Below are 16,722 nucleotides of genomic sequence, written 5' to 3' on the forward strand. Positions count from 1 at the left end.
AAAGGAATTATTCTTCAATTTGTAATGTTTCCTGGAATTTTTCAAAAAATAAATCCGCATCCTGCTGATATTCCTCTTCCTCAGGCTGACGGAGCGGTGGCAATTCGTTTAAATCTTTCAGTCCGAAGTAGTCGAGAAACTCATTCGTAGTGCCGTACAAAATCGGTCTTCCCGGGCTTTCTTTTCTTCCGACTTCTTTTATCAATCCTTTCGATATGAGCGTCTGAATAGGACGCTCCGTTTGGACGCCGCGAATCTCCTCAATCTCTACTTTCGTTATGGGTTGTTTATAAGCGACGATGGCCAGCGTTTCCAGCGCCGCTTGCGACAATGACTGAGGCCGCGCCGTTTCAACCATCTTTTTTAAATAAGGAGCATTTTCTTTTTTAGTAGCAAGCTGGAACGTATGGGCCCACTCGATGATCTGTAATCCTCGTTGTTCATTGTTTTCATATTCTTGCTTCAGATCATTGACAATGTCCATGGCTTCGAATTCTTCAATTTCCAACACATCTGCGATTTGCTTTAACGTCAATCCTTCGTCTCCGGCAGCAAAAAGCAAACTCTCTAAGATGCTTTTCCAATGAATCAATTCCAATCGTTATGCTCCTCCTTTCACTGCCAAGAAAATTTCCGAAAAATTTTCATCCTGCTCCGCCACTATTTCGTTTCTTTTCATCAACTCCAAGATAGCCAAAAACGTCACGACGATCACTTCTTTGCCGGTATCAGAGAATAATTCGGAAAATTTTTGCCGTTTTCCGGTTGAGCGCAGCGTCTTTAAAATTTCATCCATTTTTTCTTCAATCGGAATTTCTTCTCTGGCAATTTTGGCCGAAAGTGGCCGTTTCAGTTTTTTCCTCCGGAGCATTTTGTGATAAGCGGCGATCATTTCATATACGGTGACCTGTAAATCTTTCAGCGGAGCCTCCTCTTTGGCATAGGATGATAAGTCTGCCGGAGGTTTCGTGAAGATTTGTCCTCTTTCTGCTTCCTTTTCTTTTAACAGCTTAGCTGCCTCTTTAAATTGTTTATATTCTATCAACTTTGTCACTAGTTCCTCTCGAGGATCTTCCGGTTCCCATTCCTCAATATCATCGACGATTTCTTCTTCTTGCTTTGGAAGCAGCATTTTACTCTTTATCGCTAACAGCGTTGCCGCCATGACTAAATATTCGCTGGCTACATCGAGCTCGAGCTCTTTCATCGTATGAATATACAGCATATATTGCTCTGTAATTTCCGCCATTGGAATGTCATAAATATCTATTTCCAGATGCTGGATTAAATGAAGAAGCAAATCTAAAGGCCCTTCAAACCCTTCAACTTTTACATTAATCTGCATATTATCACCAATTCTAAAAAGCAGAAGATATTTCTTCTTTAAGATCATGAGATTGGTACATGCTCCATACCAACATTAATAGTATAGTGGATCCCCTGCTTGTTCTCCAAGTTTTATTTTCATTATACTTTTTCCATCATTCATGTTAAGCTATATTTGAATTGCGAAAAATCAATCTGAGGTGTACCCGAATTGACCTATCCCGTTTCTTACTTATTGTATTTAGCCCATTTTCATCTGGATCATGATTACTTTGAATGTCATGAAATATTAGAAGAATATTGGAAAAATGAAACACAACAAAAACGCGACTCCGTTTGGGTCTTGCTGATTCAAATTGCCGTTTCCTGCTATCACCATCGCCGTGGAAATTTCAAGGGGGCCGGTAAATTGCTGTCGAAGGTCCAAACACAGCTGAAAAAAAATCGAAAAGAACTCTTTCAGCTCGGAATCGATCCGGACCGTCTTTCACATTTACTTTTATCCCGTTATCAAGATATTCTGAATCAGAAAGAGTTTCGGCCGTTTGCTCTCCCATTGAACAATCCCAACGTGAAAAATCAGTATATGCAATTAGCCCGACAATTTTCTATTTCCAACTGGAGTGACATCCGCAATAGAAAGTACATTGTCAACCGACATTCGCTGCGAGATCGTTCCAGTATCATTGAGAACCGTCTGAAGTCACTGGAAAAGCGGCATAATTCCGGTGCTCCCGCATGGAAAAAATGCTGAGCTTCGTTCAAGATCTTTTTTAATCTTTTCAAACTTCTTAAAAATCCGCCATAACGATTTCGGGCGGCAGGCGTAAAAAAAGAGTGCCCAATCTTTGGAACACTCTTTTACCACATTTGATTAAGCATCATCTTCATTTAACTCGCAATTATCGAAGAACGCAGCTGTATACTCGTTGGGTTTCAGCTGCTTATCGCTGTGAAGTTCTTTGAGAGCTTTCAGCATCGCTTTTCCGATTCCTTCTTGACGATAGGAAGGATTGACACAAATATGTTGAATTTCAGCAATATTTCCTTCTTTTAGTTGAATTCCAACGACTCCGACAATATCTTCTTTATCTTCTTTTTTCCATAAATACAGTTGCCATTGATCATCAGTTTCGTATGTTTTCATGGTTTGCTGTAGCTTTTTAACGTCCTTTTCATTAGGCATGAACGATAACAAGCCCATTGCAATTTTTTCAAAAGACTTTTTATAACGAATAAGCATTCTTAATCCCTCTTAAGTTCGTGTATTTCCGCTACACTCTTTCCATTCATCCAATGACATAGCTGTAACTATATTACTAAAATTTATCGAAGGAATCAACTTATGGTTGCAAAATGGAAATATATGCCTGAACGAATCCGTCGTCTAGCCAAAATAGGCGTAAGATGCTTCTTCCCGTTCTCCACCTCTTCTATCCTTTCATTACGCGTTTTCAACGGAAACAGTTAGCGGTAAGTCTAATTTCACCAAATCTTCATAGCTTTCCCTTTTGATCACAAGACGCGCTTCGCCGTTTTCGACAAATATCACAGCCGGCCGTGGAATTCGATTATAATTGTTGGCCATGGAATAACCATATGCTCCCGTACAAAAAACGGCTAAAATGTCTTTATGGTTCGGTTTTGGAACAGGCAAGTCCCATATCAGCATATCGCCAGACTCGCAGCATTTTCCCGCAACGGATACCGTTTCTTCTACAGGATCATTCATCCGATTGGCAATGACGGCCTCATATTTGGCATCGTAAAGAGCCGGTCGAATATTATCCGACATTCCCCCATCAATGGCCATATATTTCCTCACTTCAGGAATTTCCTTCATTGAACCGATTGTATACAATGTCATTCCGGCATCTCCCACAAGAGAACGCCCCGGCTCAATCCAAATTTCCGGCATTGTTAAATGAAGGAGCTCCGTTTGCTGTTTCACTTCATGGATAATTTCTTCCACATAGCGGGACGGTTCAAGCGGATCATCCTCGCTCGTATATCTTATGCCGAACCCACCGCCTAAATTAAGAACTTCAGGCTGAAACTGATACTTTTCTTTCCATTCCGCCATCTTGGTCAACAATTTTTTGGCCGCCAGCTTAAACCCAGTCGTTTCGAAAATTTGAGAACCGATGTGGCAATGAAGACCAAGAACATTTAAATAAGGTGAGCGAAGGGCCATTTTCAGCGCATCCTCGCTTTGTCCGCTGTTTAAATCAAACCCAAATTTGGAATCTTCCTGCCCTGTCAAAATATAGTCATGAGTATGAGCTTCCACTCCAGGCGTCACGCGCAGCAAAACATTTACTTGTTTGTCTTTCTTTTTGCATAATTGCTGCAAGAGTTCAAGTTCATAAAAATTATCAACGACAATGCACCCGATCTCGTAATCAAGCGCCATTTCCAACTCTTCTTCGCTTTTGTTATTGCCATGAAAATGAATTTTTTCACGTGGAAAATCCGCTTTAATAGCCGTGTACAGCTCACCGGCAGAAACAACGTCAAGCGATAGTCCTTCCTGATCTGCCAGCTGAAGCATGGCGATAGAAGAAAATGCCTTGCTGGCGTAGGCAACCTGAGCCTTAACCCCCAACCGTTCAAATGTATTTTTAAATCCGCGCGCCCTGTTTCGGATCATGGCAACATCATATACATACAGCGGTGTACCGTATGTTTTCGCCAATTCTACCACATCTGCGCCGCCAAATACTAAATGCCCTTTCTCATTAATGGCAGCTGAAGCATGTTCTACCATTTTTATCCCTCATTCCGTCATCCGATTTCTGATATAATCACCGCAAGATTCTGATAAATCTATTGATGAAAACAATCGACAGCCGAACACTGTCGATTGATCTCGTTTCATAAAAAAGATAAATGTAATATAACATATATTTGAAATCAGCTCAACTTCAAGATTACCACTTTGTTCCTCCGGCCTATTTATTACTTGTTTTCATCCTATTCAAAACAGAGTAAATCAATATGGCAGGGACGTTTTAACTGATTTCGATCATGATGATTTGGTTGGCTGTTTGTATCGATCTTGCGGGTGAACAATGCTCGGACGAATTTTTTCTCCCGGAACCGGACGTCTTACCAACACATTTAACAACGCTTTTGGATTAAAAGGGATAAACGGCCATAAATAAGGTGTATTTAATGAACGAATACTGGCCAGATAGATGAGAAAAACGGTGCTGCCGATGACAAATCCCGGAACTTTAAAAAGGACTACCATAATGAGGAGAAACATTCGTGCCAACGTATTGGCAATGCTTAATTCATAGCTGGGAGTCGTAAAGGTCCCGATGGCTGCGACGGATACATATAAAATGACTTCCGGAACAAACAGTCCAACTTCCACTGCAATTTCACCGATCATCACGGCTGCAATCAGCCCCATAGCCGTTGATAACGGCGTCGGTGTATGAATGGCCGCTATTCTGAAAAATTCGATTCCCATGTCTGCTAAAAAGAGCTGAACCACTACAGGAATATGCGACTTTTTGTGGGGGCCTATATAATCGATTTGATCCGGAAGCAAGGATGGATCTTTCACACATAAATACCAAAGAGGCAACAGAAAGATGGAAATAAAAATGCCGATAAAGCGCGTCCATCGTACAAATGTCCCTACGGCTGCTGCCTCCCGGTATTCCTCGGCATGCTGGACATGATGGAAAAACGTTGCAGGAGTTAAAATAACGCTTGGCGATGTATCCACAATAATCATCACATGCCCTTCCAATAAATGGGCGGAAGCGATATCGGCTCTTTCTGTATAACGAACGAGTGGATATGGGGTATAGCCTTGCTTCAGCAAAAATTCTTCTACTATTTTATCGGCCATGGGCAAGCCGTCGATATTAATGTTTTCAAGCTCTTGCCTGATCACGTTGACTAAGTCGGGATTAGCCACATCTTTAATATATCCAATGGCTACATCCGTTTTGGAACGCTCCCCTATTTTCAATAACTCGAACCGCAATCGTTCATCACGGATTCTCCTTCTTGTTAATGCCGTATTCATAATGATATTTTCCACATAGCCATCACGGGAGCCTCGCACAACTTTTTCGGTGTCCGGCTCTTCCGGCTGTCTGCCTGGATAATGCCGAACATCGACAATAAAGGCCTCTTCTTCCCCTTCCACTAAAATGGCTACAAGCCCGGATAGTACTTGATCCACCATTTCATCAATCGTTTTCACTTTCTGAACCGATTGATTGACAATTCGGTTTTCCACGATTTCTTTTACTCGAATGGTATTTCTTTCTGTATCGTTGAGACGAGTCAAAAACATCAAAATACCTGTAATAAAGGAAGTATCGCATAGACCGTTCACATAATATAGATGAACGTTTTTTCTGATGATTTTTAGTTTCCGAACACCGAGATCAAAGCTAGTGCCCAATCCCACCCTTTCTTTCATCATTTCTTCAAGATGAGAAAGGTCTTTAGGAATGGTGGTTTTCGTATTGAGATCTTGCTTTCCCATTGTTAAACGCTCCCTTCCAATGTATCAACAAAACAAACATATTTTTTATCGCTATAGCCGGGCAAAATACATCCAATGAAACAGCGATCCGGCCACTTTTCCTATCACGATCGCCATTAATAGCCATACGATTTGATCATCAACGCCTATTCTTTTCGCTAAAATCGGCAACACGTTCGTGACTTCTGTCAGCGCAGCCGCAAGCATTCCAATAAAAATCCCGTACATAAGCCCAATTGGAATCAAAAACGCCGGAAAAAAAGAATATGTCACTTTCCATAAACTGATCAAACATCCGAACAATGCTCCAAGCACGATCGCCCATTCATAATAGCTAATCTTGTTGACGGTTTTCGTCAGCTGAGTAAGACGCGGCACAATTCCCAGCACACTTAGAAAAGCGACGAATCCTCCTCCGACAGATAAGCCACCAGCAAGCCCGACAAAGGCTGCTATCGCCTCTTTAATCATCTTTCAGTTCCTTCATGCTTTCTTTGTTTTCATGTACAATCATGTATTGGTCTAAATCTTGCTGGTAATTGAACATTTCGACTTCCAAAGGGCTCGGTTCTTCGTTAATCCGTTTTTGAAAGACATGATTGAAGAATAAAATCATTCCCACACCTAAACCAAGCGAGTACGGAATTTGGAAAATCAGCGGATTTTGATCCTCTTTTCCCGTGATAATTCGATACAGCTCCCTATGAACTTTTCCCATACTCACATCTTCATGAAAGTTCATAATGGTAAAAGCCGCTCCGATAAATAACAGCAGCCAGACGCTGATAAACAAGAGCGGGGAAGCTTTCTTTTTCTTATAAATCACTTCTACAATCGTCTGAGCCGGCCCGATGGTCTGAACATCTGCCTGTGGAAATACTTTCAAAACTTGATCAATTACCTTGATGACATCGATAATAATAAAATTTTTATCCTCTTTTCTAATCTGATAAATGGGCAAGTTTTGCAAAGTGTTCAAATACGGTTCTGGAGCAATAATTTGAGCAAGATCTTTTAATAATAGTTTTTGCAACTCGGGACATTGTAGCTTGTTTCTCATCCGAATGTAGATTGTTTTTTCCATAGTTTTACCACTTCCTGAGCGATCAGTTTGTTTCTGTTCATAGTATGGGCCGTTTTGGTTATTTTTTTCAATCCAATAACTGTCAGTCATCCTAAACATATGGTATCCATCCATTGGCAAAAGCCCATGGAATTTGATGCAAGATAGGAAATCAACCATTTTGAACAAAAAAAAGCACATGAATCGTTATGATTGATTCATGTGCGTTCTCATTTGAATTAAAATCTTTTTCTCAAGCCTTGACACTTGCACTTGAGATATTCCCAGCCTTTCAGCCACTTCAGATTGCGTCTGATCTTTATAATAGCGCAAATAGACAATCAGCCTTTCCCGTTCATCCAATTCACGGATCGCCTCTTTTAGCGCCATTTTATCAAACCATTGCTCATCATTTTGATCGGCGATTTGATCCAGCAAGGTAATAGGATCACCGTCATTTTCATACACTGTTTCATGAATAGAGGTAGGCATTTTGCTAGCTTCTTGCGCCATAATGATTTCTTCCGGCGAAAGATCTAAATGCGCTGCCAATTCGTTGATTGTAGGAGCCCGCCCCAAACGTTTCGTTAATTCATCCTTTGCTTTGCGTACTCTGTTTCCCATTTCTTTCAAGGAACGGCTCACTTTTACTGTACCGTCATCTCTTATAAACCTTTGTATTTCCCCGATGATCATGGGGACCGCATAAGTCGAAAACTTCACATCGTATGTCAAATCAAATTTATCTACAGATTTTAATAATCCGATACAGCCAATTTGAAACAAATCATCCGGTTCATATCCCCTGTTTAAAAAACGCTGTACAACAGACCAGACTAGCCGCATATTTTTTTGGACAAGGAGCTCTCTTGCCTCTTGATTGCCTTGCTGGCTCTTTTGGATCAAATCTTTCACTTCATGATCTTTTAAGATGGATGGTTTACCTTTATCCTTTTTCAATTCCACGTCCATAGGCACGACTCCTTAGTTACACAATGCTTTACTGTTGGCGATGTGTTTGGTCAATCGAATCGTGGTGCCTTTTCCAGGTTGTGAGATCACTTCGACTTCATCCATAAAATTTTCCATAATCGTAAAGCCCATGCCTGAGCGTTCCAATTCAGGCTTTGTTGTAAACAAAGGTTGGCGAGCTTCTTCGATATTGGCTATCCCAATCCCTTCGTCCCGTATGACCATGTCGACGACGCCATCTTCAATGGCGACAGAAATATAGATGATTCCTGCAGGATTGTTTTCATATCCATGAATGATGGCATTCGTCACAGCTTCTGACACGACCGTTTTGATTTCCGTCAATTCATCCATCGTCGGATCCAGCTGTGCAATAAAAGCAGCCACCGTCACTCGAGCAAATGATTCATTTTCGCTAATAGCACTAAATTGCAAACTCATTTCATTTCGCATTCTACGCTACCCCCAATCTTACCAAAGCGCCTGTCTCTGATTGTTCCAATCGAATGATTTTGAACAGTCCCGACATTTCAAACAGCCGCTTGACAGATGGAGATATGGCGCAAACGACCATCTCACCATGTTTTTGCTGAATTTGCTTATATCTGCCTAATATGACACCGAGTCCGGAGCTGTCCATAAAGGACAAATGCTCCAAATTCAAAACAATATGACGAATATCGTATGCTTCGATGGTTTCTGACGCCTGTTTTCTCAATGATTCAGCCGTGTGGTGGTCCAATTCGCCGCTTAATCGAATGCAGAGCACATCCGTTTTCACTTCCATATCAATCGCAAGACTCACAGCGTTTTCCTCCTTTAATCCTTTGCTAGTGAGTCAATTCGACTTATGAATCATGGAATCCTTCTCCATGACAAAAATAGTATCTATTCGCCAGAACCAGTGGATTTTATACAAAAACCTCCATCTTCTAAATCAAAGGTTCTATTCCTCTGCCTTTGTGAATAAGTTAAACGCTTTCTTGTAATATTGCCACCAGCCGGCTTTTGCTACATTCTCTTCGCTGATCAACGGCGTTTTGGACAAAATTTTTCCATCTTTTTTCAAAACGAGTTCACCAATTTTGTCGCCTTTATGAACAGGTGCCTTTATATCTTTTTTCAGATGTATATCCCTCTGCAGCTTATTCAATGCCTCGCCTTTTTTAATAAGAACCGAGACGCTTTCAGCCGTTTTGGCGTCAATTTTGGATTTTTTACCTTTGGAAATTTTGACTTGCCCCAACGTTTCTCCCTGTCCGTAAATCGGGGAAGTTTCATAGCGCGCAAAGGCATAATCCAGCATTTTGGAAATTTGTGTATTTCTTGATTTTGGAGTAGGTGCACCAAATACGACTGCGATGACACGCATATTATTTTTTTTCGCTGTAGCAGTTAAACAGTATTTCGCATCGTTCGTAAAACCGGTTTTCAAACCGTCTACTCCCGGATAATGTTTGACTAGCTTATTCGTATTGACGAGCCAAAATTTTTTATCGGTGTTTTCACGGAGATAGGATTCATAAAGCCCAGTATATTTTGTAATTTGTGGGTACTTTAACAGCTCTTTTGCCATCAAAGCCATATCGTAAGCAGAACTGTAATGGCCTTTTGCCGGAAGCCCAGTCGGATTTTGAAACTTGGTATCTTTCAATCCCAACTCCTTGGCTTTTTTGTTCATCATTTTCACAAATTCTTCTTCGCTCCCCGCAATATGCTCTGCCATTGCAATAGAGGCATCATTTGCAGATCCTACCGCGATGGCCTTTAGCATTTCTTTCACCGTCATCTCTTCACCAGGCTCCAAGAAGACTTGTGACCCCCCCATGGAAGCCGCTTTTTCGCTTGCTCTTACTTTATCATTCCAATGAAGGCGCCCTTCTTGTATAGCTTCCATAATGAGAATCATCGTCATAATTTTGGTCATAGATGCCGGAGGAAGCCGTTCATGGCTGTTTTTGTCATAAAGAACCGCTCCTGTATCTCTTTCAATTAAAACAGCGGATTTCGCTTCATCAGCAAGTTCCGATTTTGATCCATCCTTTTGCTTTTCTTCTGCAAAAGCAAGTGATGACATAGATGATATCCATAGGAACAAAGCCGCGAAGACGATCAAGAATCGTTTCATTTTTCTACCCTCCATTTGTTTTGTAAGCTATCTAAACCCATCTTTTCCAGTTTCATAAAATTTATGCAAAGTTTTCCTGAAATAAATAAAAAGAAAAGACCGACCTCTCCGCATCCCAGACAGATCTGTCTATTGAGGAATTGGGAGAAGCCAGCCTCATAAAAGCGATGCTAGCCGTTTTTATTTTGAAATGACTTCGTATATTAACGTCGGTGCCGTCACTTTTTCTTTGGAAATCTTGATGCTTTCATATAACTTTTCTTTTACATCTTCAACATCTTCGCGATTGCTGTATATGGTGACGATCGATTCGCCTTTTTTGACTTCGTCGCCGATTTTTTTCTTCAGGACAAGACCCACTGCCAGATCGATTGTCGATTCTTTTGTGGCTCTTCCTGCCCCCAGCCACATTGCTGCCGTTCCAATGCTGTCCGCTTCCATCTCTGCTATATAACCGTCTTCCTTAGCAGGCAAGTCGATTTGGTACTTTGCCTGCGGCAGTTTATTCGGTTGATCCACTACAGAAGCATCGCCTCCTTGGGCAGCCAAGAAAGTTCGGAACGTATGCAATGCCGATCCATTCTGAATGGACGTAAGCAGTTTCTCACGCGCTTCTTCCAGCGTATTTGCTTGTTCTGCCAGCAAGACCATGTAACTGCCTAAAGTTAAACAAAGTTCGGTTAAATCTTTCGGTCCTTCCCCTTTTAATGTATCCATCGCCTCTTTTACTTCCAATGCGTTGCCGATCGCATAGCCAAGGGGCTGACTCATATCCGAAATGATGGCCATCGTCTTGCGTCCAACTTGATTGCCGATGCGAACCATCGCTTCCGCAAGCTGACGCGCCTCTTCCCTTGTTTTCATAAAGGCACCCGCCCCGGTTTTGACATCCAGTACAATGGCATCGGCACCTGCGGCGATTTTTTTGCTCATAATGGAACTGGCTATCAGCGGGATACTGTCTACCGTAGCCGTTACATCTCGGAGAGCATATAATTTTTTATCTGCAGGCGTTAAGTTCCCGCTTTGCCCAATAACAGCCAATTTATTTCGGTTTACGAGTTCTATAAATTCTTGATTGTCAATTTCTACGTGAAAACCGGGTACAGACTCTAGTTTATCAATGGTGCCGCCGGTGTGGCCCAAACCGCGCCCGCTCATTTTAGCAACCGGTACGCCAACCGAAGCCACAAGCGGTCCAAGTACAAGCGTCGTCGTATCGCCCACTCCTCCAGTAGAGTGTTTATCGACCTTGATTCCGTGAATCGCCGATAAATCGATTTGATCACCGGAACGCACCATCGCCATCGTCAAATCTGCGCGCTCTCTTTCTGTCATTCCCTGAAAAAATATGGCCATTAACAACGAGCTTACTTGATAATCCGGAATTTCTCCTTTTGTGTAGCCGTTAATAAAAAATTGAATTTCTTCTGTAGAAAGCTCATTTCCGTTTCTCTTTTTTTCAATAATATCTACCATTCTCATCTGTTCTCACCGCTTTTGAAAGATTTCAATGTTATTTTATACTTCGTTCCATCCATCGCTTTTTCATGCTTTTCCTGATGAAATTGCCGTACAATACCCTTTCATGAGGGCAGAACCATTTGATCCTGTTCATTCATTTTAAATAGGGTAAAAAGCTTTCCCCATGCTCCGGCATACGGACTTGAAAATTATCCGCCACAGTTGCCCCGACGTCTGCGAACGTTTTTCTGATCGGCAGCTCGTTTCCTCCATGAAAACGTTTGGAGTAAACGAGCAACGGCACAAATTCGCGTGTATGATCCGTTCCGTGGTGAATTGGATCATTGCCGTGGTCCGCTGTGATAATCAACAAGTCTTCATCCGTCATTTTGTCGAATACTTCAGGCAATCTGGCATCAAATTCTTCAAGTGCTTTCCCGTATCCGATCGGATCCCTGCGATGACCGTATAAAGCATCAAAGTCTACCAAGTTGATAAAACTCAAACCGGTAAAATCTTGATCAAAGACCGAAATGAATTTATCCATTCCATCCATATTGGATTTGGTCCGAATGGCTTCGGTCACCCCTTCGCCATTATAAATATCAGAAATTTTCCCAATCGCGATGACATCGAAGCCGCTGTCTTTCAATTCATTCATAACAGTACGGCCAAATGGCTTTAACGCATAGTCATGGCGATTGGACGTTCTAGTAAAATGGCCCGGTTCACCGATGAATGGGCGTGCAATCACCCGTCCCACTTTATATTTTTCATCTAACGTCAACTCTCGGGCAATTTCGCAAATTTTATATAACTCATCCAACGGTACAATCTCTTCATGGGCGGCAATTTGTAAAACCGGATCGGCAGACGTATAAACAATCAAAGCCCCGGTTTCCATATGTTCTTTTCCCAGTTCTTCTATAATGGCCGTACCGCTAGCCGGTTTGTTTCCAATCACTTTCCGGCCTGTTTTTTCTTCCAATTGGCGAATTAATTCCTCGGGAAATCCATTCGGAAATACCTTAAAAGGCTTGTCAACTCGGAGCCCCATGATTTCCCAATGCCCTGTCATCGTATCTTTTCCTTTTGATGCTTCTTGCATCTTTGTATAATAAGCCAGCGGTTTTTCTGCTTTTGGAATTCCTTTTAACGGTCTTATATTACTTAAGCCCAACTTCGCCATATTCGGCATGTTCAAGCCATTCATACGCTCTGCGATGTGTCCAAGCGTATCTGCGCCTTTATCGTTAAATTTTTCAGCATCGGGAGCTTCCCCTATTCCTACAGAATCCATCACGATTAAATGAACACGTTTATATGTACCTTTTTCCACCTGTACAACCTCCTTATCCATCGATGTCATGACTTGATCGAAAACCGGTCGATCAGGTTTCCACCCGCTTTAATCAATCGATTTCGGATCAAGAGCCCCCTTTTTAAAACGATTTCATTTCTTTATCCAGCAGTTTCTTCCTCATTTTCATAAAGACCGGCTTCCTCGGTTTCTCTTCATTGCCACCAAGTCTACTTACATTTTAACCTATGCCCGTTTTCAAAAACAACTTGTAATGGAGGTTGACCGGTTATTTACGCTCTCGGATGGAATTTGGAATACACTTCCCGCAAACGCGTTTTGGTGACATGGGTATAGATTTGAGTAGTGGAAATATCCGCATGCCCCAGCATTTCCTGTACAGCTCTTAAATCGGCTCCGTTTTCCAGCAAATGAGTGGCAAAAGAGTGCCTTAGCGTATGGGGGGTTAATTCTTTTTCAATATTCGCTTTTTTGGCCAGACCTTTTAAAATTTTCCAAAACCCTTGCCTTGTCAGCCTGTTTCCATGATGATTCAAAAATAAGGCATCTGTCCGATATTTTTTTGATTGCATATTCGGACGGCCGTATTGCAAATATTGATCCAGTACATGAAGAGCCGTTTTTCCGACCGGAATAATTCTTTCTTTATTTCCCTTTCCAATGCAGCGCAAAAATCCCATTGTGAGATGAAGGTCGTCTAAATTCAAATTTACCAGCTCGCTCACGCGTATCCCGGTAGCATAAAGCAGCTCCAGCATGGCCGCGTCTCTCAATCCCGAGGGCTTAGATCTATCCGGAGCCTCTAGAAGCGCCTCCACTTCTGACAATGTCAGCACTTTCGGCAGGGAACGTTCAAGATGAGGGGATTCTATATGAACAGAAGGATCTTGATCCGCCATTTTTTCTCTTAATAAAAATTGATGAAAGGAGCGAAGAGAAGCAACATGCCTTGCCAATGTTTTGGCGGATTTCCCTTCTTTTCTCAAGTGGTTAAGAAATTGAATGATATGAATTCTAGTGATCTGATTCACATCGGTGATTTGCTCCACCGTTTGCAAGTAATGCAAATAGCTTTTCAAATCCCGTTCATAAGAAACGATTGTGTTTTTGGCCAATCCTTTTTCCACAATTAAAAAGTGAAGAAAATCTTGTAAATAGTCATTCACAGCCCATTACTCCCCATCATGATAAAAAAGTAGCAATCGATCTTGCCAATGAACATGATTATCTTCCACGGATTGAAAAACTTTGACCGCGGAACCTTTTGGCTTTTCGTATCGATGATTCGTTTGATACTCTTGACTTATCCATATAATACCATAGTAAAAGAAAATCGTGCATCCTGTAAAAAGTAGAAACACTTTAATTGTCTGCCAAATCGTTCGAAACATTCACATGCCTCCCGGACCATAGCTTGTCTCGCCAAAAAAACAAATCGTTTTTATTACAGGCTATGACGATTTTACGGAGGTTTATACATCATTCTTGAAATTTTAAGGAGAAAATAAAAAAACCTTCCAAATAATGAAGGTTTTTAGTTGGCATGCTGTTTTTCACGATTTTCTTTTTCCGCTTTTTCTTGGCAACGATGGCAAATGCCGTGAAAAGTAAGCCTATGGTCTTTAATCTTAAATTTCCAGCGTTTTTCAACGATCGCTTCTACTTCTTCCAGTAAATCTTCTTGGATTTCATCCACTGCTCCACATTCAATACAGACAAGGTGATGATGGAAATGGGCTGCCCCTTCTTGCCGAAGATCGTATCGGGAGACGCCATCGCCAAAATTGATTTTGTCTACCACTTTTAATTCCGTTAAAAGTTCCAGCGTTCGGTAAACAGTCGCAAGCCCTATTTCTGGTGATTTTTCTTTCACTAGGAGGTAAACATCTTCAGCGCTTAAATGGTCGGCTTCATTTTCCAATAGCACCCGAACCGTCGCTTCCCGCTGTGGTGTTAGTTTATAACTTGCGGAATGTAATTGTTTTTTGATTCGTTCAATTCGGCTTTCCATTTATGTTTTCCCTCCCTAGCCGATGTCTTTCTTATTATAACAAAAAGGGAGGAATAAGCAAAATAAAATCATTTTCATTTGATAGCAAAAGATATTCTTTTTTAATAATCATTATTTTAATACCATTTTCATTAAGCTAGGCGATAAGTAAGCTTCGACACTTGCCGCGATGGTCACGATCCCAACCGCAATGATAAAATAGATCACATATCGCGAAAACATCGGCAAAATAGGAAAATGCCCTGACTGATGGACGAAGATTTTTTTGATCAATTGCAAAGAAAACGCGACAGCGGATGCCGCTATTAAAATAAAAGCGGGTATGATAAACAAATTTTGAGGAAGCACCGCCGCAATACTAACTAAGAATCCCTTCCAGCCCATCTGATTCACTAAGAAACCGACGGAAAAGCCGACGACAATTCCTTTCATAAACAAGAATATAAAAATCAACGGCAAGCCGATAATGGAAATGCCAAGCACCCATATAAGCCCTAAATATTTTAAATTATGCCAAAAACTTTGCTGAAAAAGGTCTTCGCTCGCAGCGATATTTCCTTTGGAAACTTGTCCAAAAAACCGCTGCAAATAATAAAACAAATCTTCTTTTTGGACGTACGAAAGGCTGTTGACAATCACCGCGCCAAATACGATCCCCATCAGAAAAAGCGTCATGATAAACAAATAAATTGAGGAATTGGCTTGTACATGTTGAACGATAGAATGGGACGTGGTCTTTTTCTGCATATGTTTTCCTCCTAAATTTAGTTACTACACTGTATGCTGTCCCATTCTGTTTTATACCCCAAAAGCGTCCTGAGTCATCAGAAGCTAAAAAACGTCCGACAACGTCCATATCTTTAAGAAAAAGTTTAAAAAGAAGCTCACCTAACTTTCGGCCAGCTTCTCGATGGTGTTTGCTTTTTTATTATTTCTTTTGGAAGATTCGCGATAGGTTCAGAGACGATGGCCTTTTTTTAATTTCAAATACTGTATCGCATAAACCGTTTTCGCATCTGCTATTTTGTTTTCTTTTATATATTGTTCTGCTTCCTCCAAAGTCATTTCCATCAATTCCACAAATTCATCTTCATCAGCGGCTTTGGCATTCTCTTTTTTGCTTAATCCTTCTGCCAAATACAGATGAACGATTTCATTTGCAAATCCCGGTGACGTGTAGAATGAAATAATATGGGTTAATTTTTCGCATACATAGCCGGTCTCTTCTTCCAATTCCCGGTGAGCAGTTTGTTCCGGGTCTTCCCCCGGTTCCAGTTTTCCCGCCGGAATTTCCACAAGCGTCCGTTCCAACGGCTTTCGGTATTGTTCCACCATCACAATCTTTCCATCTTGTGTAATAGGAAGGATGGCTACGGCTCCGGGATGCTTGACAATTTCCCGCTTCGATCGTTTTCCATCCGGCAGTTCCACTTCGTCTACTTGAACTTTAATAATCTTTCCTTCAAAAATGGGTTCCGTTGACAATGTTTTTTCTTCCAAACGCGACATTTTCACCACTCCTCTTTTCATGGACCCCTTTGTTCTATTCTGCTTTTCCCATCATAAAGTGTACCATAAAGCGATTACCGATCTGTGGTGTTTTCTTGATATCGGCTAAAAATCGGAAACTTTCCAAAATGACATCACTATGGAAACAAACACATTTCTCTAAATAAACAAAAACGGTGTGGAGGATTTGGCTGCTGCTGTTCCACATTTTGCGGAAATAAGCGGTACCGGGAGGATAGAAAATGAGAGTGTACATAGGAGAAGAAAGACTCATACTGACAGGAAAAGCGCGGGAAATTTGCTCTATGCTAAAACAATACGCCAAACATCATATATGGGTAACAGAATTGCTGAAAAAGCGACTCTAAAAAGAACATTGTCTTCTCTTTTCTCGATTCGATATTATAAAAGAAAA

General features: G+C 41.3%; 20 protein-coding genes. 2 read left to right on the plus strand and 18 right to left on the minus strand.

Annotated elements, in window-relative coordinates:
• Window positions 1-7: 7 nt before the first annotated feature.
• Together scpB and NST81_RS11330 are read right to left on the minus strand one after the other, a co-directional pair.
• Complete coding sequence (gene scpB / locus NST81_RS11325; protein ID WP_003355211.1) at window positions 8-598, minus strand: SMC-Scp complex subunit ScpB; 591 nt, start codon at window positions 596-598, stop codon at window positions 8-10.
• A 3-nt stretch (window positions 599-601) separates the two neighbouring features.
• Window positions 602-1,345, minus strand: coding sequence for a segregation/condensation protein A (locus NST81_RS11330; protein WP_328202691.1), 744 nt, complete (start codon window positions 1,343-1,345; stop codon window positions 602-604).
• Between the two features lie 192 nt (window positions 1,346-1,537).
• Between NST81_RS11330 and NST81_RS11335 the strand changes: the two genes are divergently transcribed.
• Complete coding sequence (locus NST81_RS11335; protein WP_048623611.1) at window positions 1,538-2,080, plus strand: DUF309 domain-containing protein; 543 nt, start codon at window positions 1,538-1,540, stop codon at window positions 2,078-2,080.
• A gap of 120 nt (window positions 2,081-2,200) precedes the next feature.
• On the opposite strand, the gene NST81_RS11340 is transcribed toward NST81_RS11335, so the two are convergent.
• The 16 genes from NST81_RS11340 to NST81_RS11415 form a co-directional block, all read right to left on the minus strand.
• The gene (locus NST81_RS11340) at window positions 2,201-2,569 is read right to left on the minus strand and encodes a GNAT family N-acetyltransferase (RefSeq protein ID WP_048623612.1); all 369 of its coding nucleotides are present in this window, start codon (window positions 2,567-2,569) and stop codon (window positions 2,201-2,203) included.
• Window positions 2,570-2,770: 201 nt separating this feature from the next.
• Window positions 2,771-4,093 (minus strand): diaminopimelate decarboxylase, encoded by a 1,323-nt coding sequence (lysA, locus tag NST81_RS11345; protein ID WP_328202660.1) that lies wholly within the window; start codon window positions 4,091-4,093, stop codon window positions 2,771-2,773.
• A gap of 258 nt (window positions 4,094-4,351) precedes the next feature.
• The gene (locus NST81_RS11350) at window positions 4,352-5,839 is read right to left on the minus strand and encodes a spore germination protein (protein WP_328202661.1); all 1,488 of its coding nucleotides are present in this window, start codon (window positions 5,837-5,839) and stop codon (window positions 4,352-4,354) included.
• 51 nt (window positions 5,840-5,890) lie between these two features.
• Window positions 5,891-6,310, minus strand: a complete 420-nt coding sequence (locus NST81_RS11355; RefSeq protein WP_003355218.1) for a stage V sporulation protein AB — start codon at window positions 6,308-6,310, stop codon at window positions 5,891-5,893.
• Window positions 6,303-6,923 carry a stage V sporulation protein AA gene (locus tag NST81_RS11360; RefSeq protein WP_040341908.1) on the minus strand — a complete coding sequence of 207 codons (621 nt, stop codon included), beginning with the start codon at window positions 6,921-6,923 and terminating at the stop codon, window positions 6,303-6,305. Before NST81_RS11360 ends, NST81_RS11355 begins: the two co-directional genes overlap by 8 nt.
• 186 nt (window positions 6,924-7,109) lie before the next feature.
• Window positions 7,110-7,874 carry an RNA polymerase sporulation sigma factor SigF gene (sigF, locus tag NST81_RS11365; RefSeq protein WP_003355220.1) on the minus strand — a complete coding sequence of 255 codons (765 nt, stop codon included), beginning with the start codon at window positions 7,872-7,874 and terminating at the stop codon, window positions 7,110-7,112.
• Window positions 7,875-7,886: 12 nt separating this feature from the next.
• Complete coding sequence (gene spoIIAB, locus NST81_RS11370; protein WP_048623616.1) at window positions 7,887-8,327, minus strand: anti-sigma F factor; 441 nt, start codon at window positions 8,325-8,327, stop codon at window positions 7,887-7,889.
• Window position 8,328: 1 nt separating this feature from the next.
• Window positions 8,329-8,679, minus strand: coding sequence for an anti-sigma F factor antagonist (gene spoIIAA / locus NST81_RS11375; protein ID WP_003355223.1), 351 nt, complete (start codon window positions 8,677-8,679; stop codon window positions 8,329-8,331).
• Window positions 8,680-8,820: 141 nt separating this feature from the next.
• Entirely contained in the window at window positions 8,821-10,002 is a 1,182-nt protein-coding gene (locus NST81_RS11380; protein WP_003355224.1) for a D-alanyl-D-alanine carboxypeptidase family protein, read from the minus strand.
• Window positions 10,003-10,182: 180 nt separating this feature from the next.
• Window positions 10,183-11,487 (minus strand): pyrimidine-nucleoside phosphorylase, encoded by a 1,305-nt coding sequence (locus tag NST81_RS11385; protein ID WP_341029916.1) that lies wholly within the window; start codon window positions 11,485-11,487, stop codon window positions 10,183-10,185.
• A gap of 133 nt (window positions 11,488-11,620) precedes the next feature.
• Window positions 11,621-12,805, minus strand: a complete 1,185-nt coding sequence (gene deoB / locus NST81_RS11390; RefSeq protein WP_327796640.1) for a phosphopentomutase — start codon at window positions 12,803-12,805, stop codon at window positions 11,621-11,623.
• 254 nt (window positions 12,806-13,059) lie between these two features.
• Window positions 13,060-13,953: a site-specific tyrosine recombinase XerD gene (gene xerD / locus NST81_RS11395; RefSeq protein WP_003355227.1), complete on the minus strand. Its 894-nt coding sequence runs from the start codon at window positions 13,951-13,953 to the stop codon at window positions 13,060-13,062.
• 6 nt (window positions 13,954-13,959) lie between these two features.
• On the minus strand, window positions 13,960-14,178 hold the full coding sequence (locus NST81_RS11400; protein WP_003355229.1) for a YqzK family protein: 219 nt from the start codon (window positions 14,176-14,178) through the stop codon (window positions 13,960-13,962).
• A 143-nt stretch (window positions 14,179-14,321) separates the two neighbouring features.
• Complete coding sequence (gene fur / locus NST81_RS11405; RefSeq protein ID WP_003355230.1) at window positions 14,322-14,798, minus strand: ferric iron uptake transcriptional regulator; 477 nt, start codon at window positions 14,796-14,798, stop codon at window positions 14,322-14,324.
• 111 nt (window positions 14,799-14,909) lie between these two features.
• Window positions 14,910-15,545 carry a stage II sporulation protein M gene (gene spoIIM / locus NST81_RS11410; protein WP_048623618.1) on the minus strand — a complete coding sequence of 212 codons (636 nt, stop codon included), beginning with the start codon at window positions 15,543-15,545 and terminating at the stop codon, window positions 14,910-14,912.
• A 210-nt stretch (window positions 15,546-15,755) separates the two neighbouring features.
• On the minus strand, window positions 15,756-16,307 hold the full coding sequence (locus NST81_RS11415; RefSeq protein WP_048623619.1) for an NUDIX hydrolase: 552 nt from the start codon (window positions 16,305-16,307) through the stop codon (window positions 15,756-15,758).
• A gap of 242 nt (window positions 16,308-16,549) precedes the next feature.
• Here NST81_RS11415 and mciZ point away from each other — a divergent pair, with 242 nt between their 5' ends.
• Window positions 16,550-16,675 carry a Z-ring formation inhibitor MciZ gene (mciZ, locus tag NST81_RS11420; RefSeq protein WP_082142307.1) on the plus strand — a complete coding sequence of 42 codons (126 nt, stop codon included), beginning with the start codon at window positions 16,550-16,552 and terminating at the stop codon, window positions 16,673-16,675.
• Window positions 16,676-16,722: the final 47 nt, after the last annotated feature.

The organism is Bacillus sp. FSL W8-0223 (genome assembly GCF_038006805.1).
In the GTDB taxonomy this organism is placed as follows: domain Bacteria; phylum Bacillota; class Bacilli; order Bacillales; family DSM-4216; genus Bacillus_O; species Bacillus_O smithii.

Bases quoted from the DNA above. Each gene is read 5' to 3' on its own strand.
- NST81_RS11330 (WP_328202691.1), bottom strand. From the start codon at position 1,345: ATGCAGATTAATGTAAAAGTTGAAGGGTTTGAAGGGCCTTTAGATTTG.
- NST81_RS11360 (WP_040341908.1), bottom strand. From the start codon at position 6,923: ATGGAAAAAACAATCTACATTCGGATGAGAAACAAGCTACAATGTCCC.
- NST81_RS11355 (WP_003355218.1), bottom strand. From the start codon at position 6,310: ATGATTAAAGAGGCGATAGCAGCCTTTGTCGGGCTTGCTGGTGGCTTA.
- NST81_RS11415 (WP_048623619.1), bottom strand. From the start codon at position 16,307: ATGTCGCGTTTGGAAGAAAAAACATTGTCAACGGAACCCATTTTTGAA.
- spoIIM (WP_048623618.1), bottom strand. From the start codon at position 15,545: ATGCAGAAAAAGACCACGTCCCATTCTATCGTTCAACATGTACAAGCC.
- NST81_RS11380 (WP_003355224.1), bottom strand. From the start codon at position 10,002: ATGAAACGATTCTTGATCGTCTTCGCGGCTTTGTTCCTATGGATATCA.
- lysA (WP_328202660.1), bottom strand. From the start codon at position 4,093: ATGGTAGAACATGCTTCAGCTGCCATTAATGAGAAAGGGCATTTAGTA.
- spoIIAB (WP_048623616.1), bottom strand. From the start codon at position 8,327: ATGCGAAATGAAATGAGTTTGCAATTTAGTGCTATTAGCGAAAATGAA.
- mciZ (WP_082142307.1), top strand. From the start codon at position 16,550: ATGAGAGTGTACATAGGAGAAGAAAGACTCATACTGACAGGAAAAGCG.
- NST81_RS11350 (WP_328202661.1), bottom strand. From the start codon at position 5,839: ATGGGAAAGCAAGATCTCAATACGAAAACCACCATTCCTAAAGACCTT.
- NST81_RS11400 (WP_003355229.1), bottom strand. From the start codon at position 14,178: ATGTTTCGAACGATTTGGCAGACAATTAAAGTGTTTCTACTTTTTACA.
- NST81_RS11340 (WP_048623612.1), bottom strand. From the start codon at position 2,569: ATGCTTATTCGTTATAAAAAGTCTTTTGAAAAAATTGCAATGGGCTTG.
- fur (WP_003355230.1), bottom strand. From the start codon at position 14,798: ATGGAAAGCCGAATTGAACGAATCAAAAAACAATTACATTCCGCAAGT.
- NST81_RS11385 (WP_341029916.1), bottom strand. From the start codon at position 11,487: ATGAGAATGGTAGATATTATTGAAAAAAAGAGAAACGGAAATGAGCTT.
- sigF (WP_003355220.1), bottom strand. From the start codon at position 7,874: ATGGACGTGGAATTGAAAAAGGATAAAGGTAAACCATCCATCTTAAAA.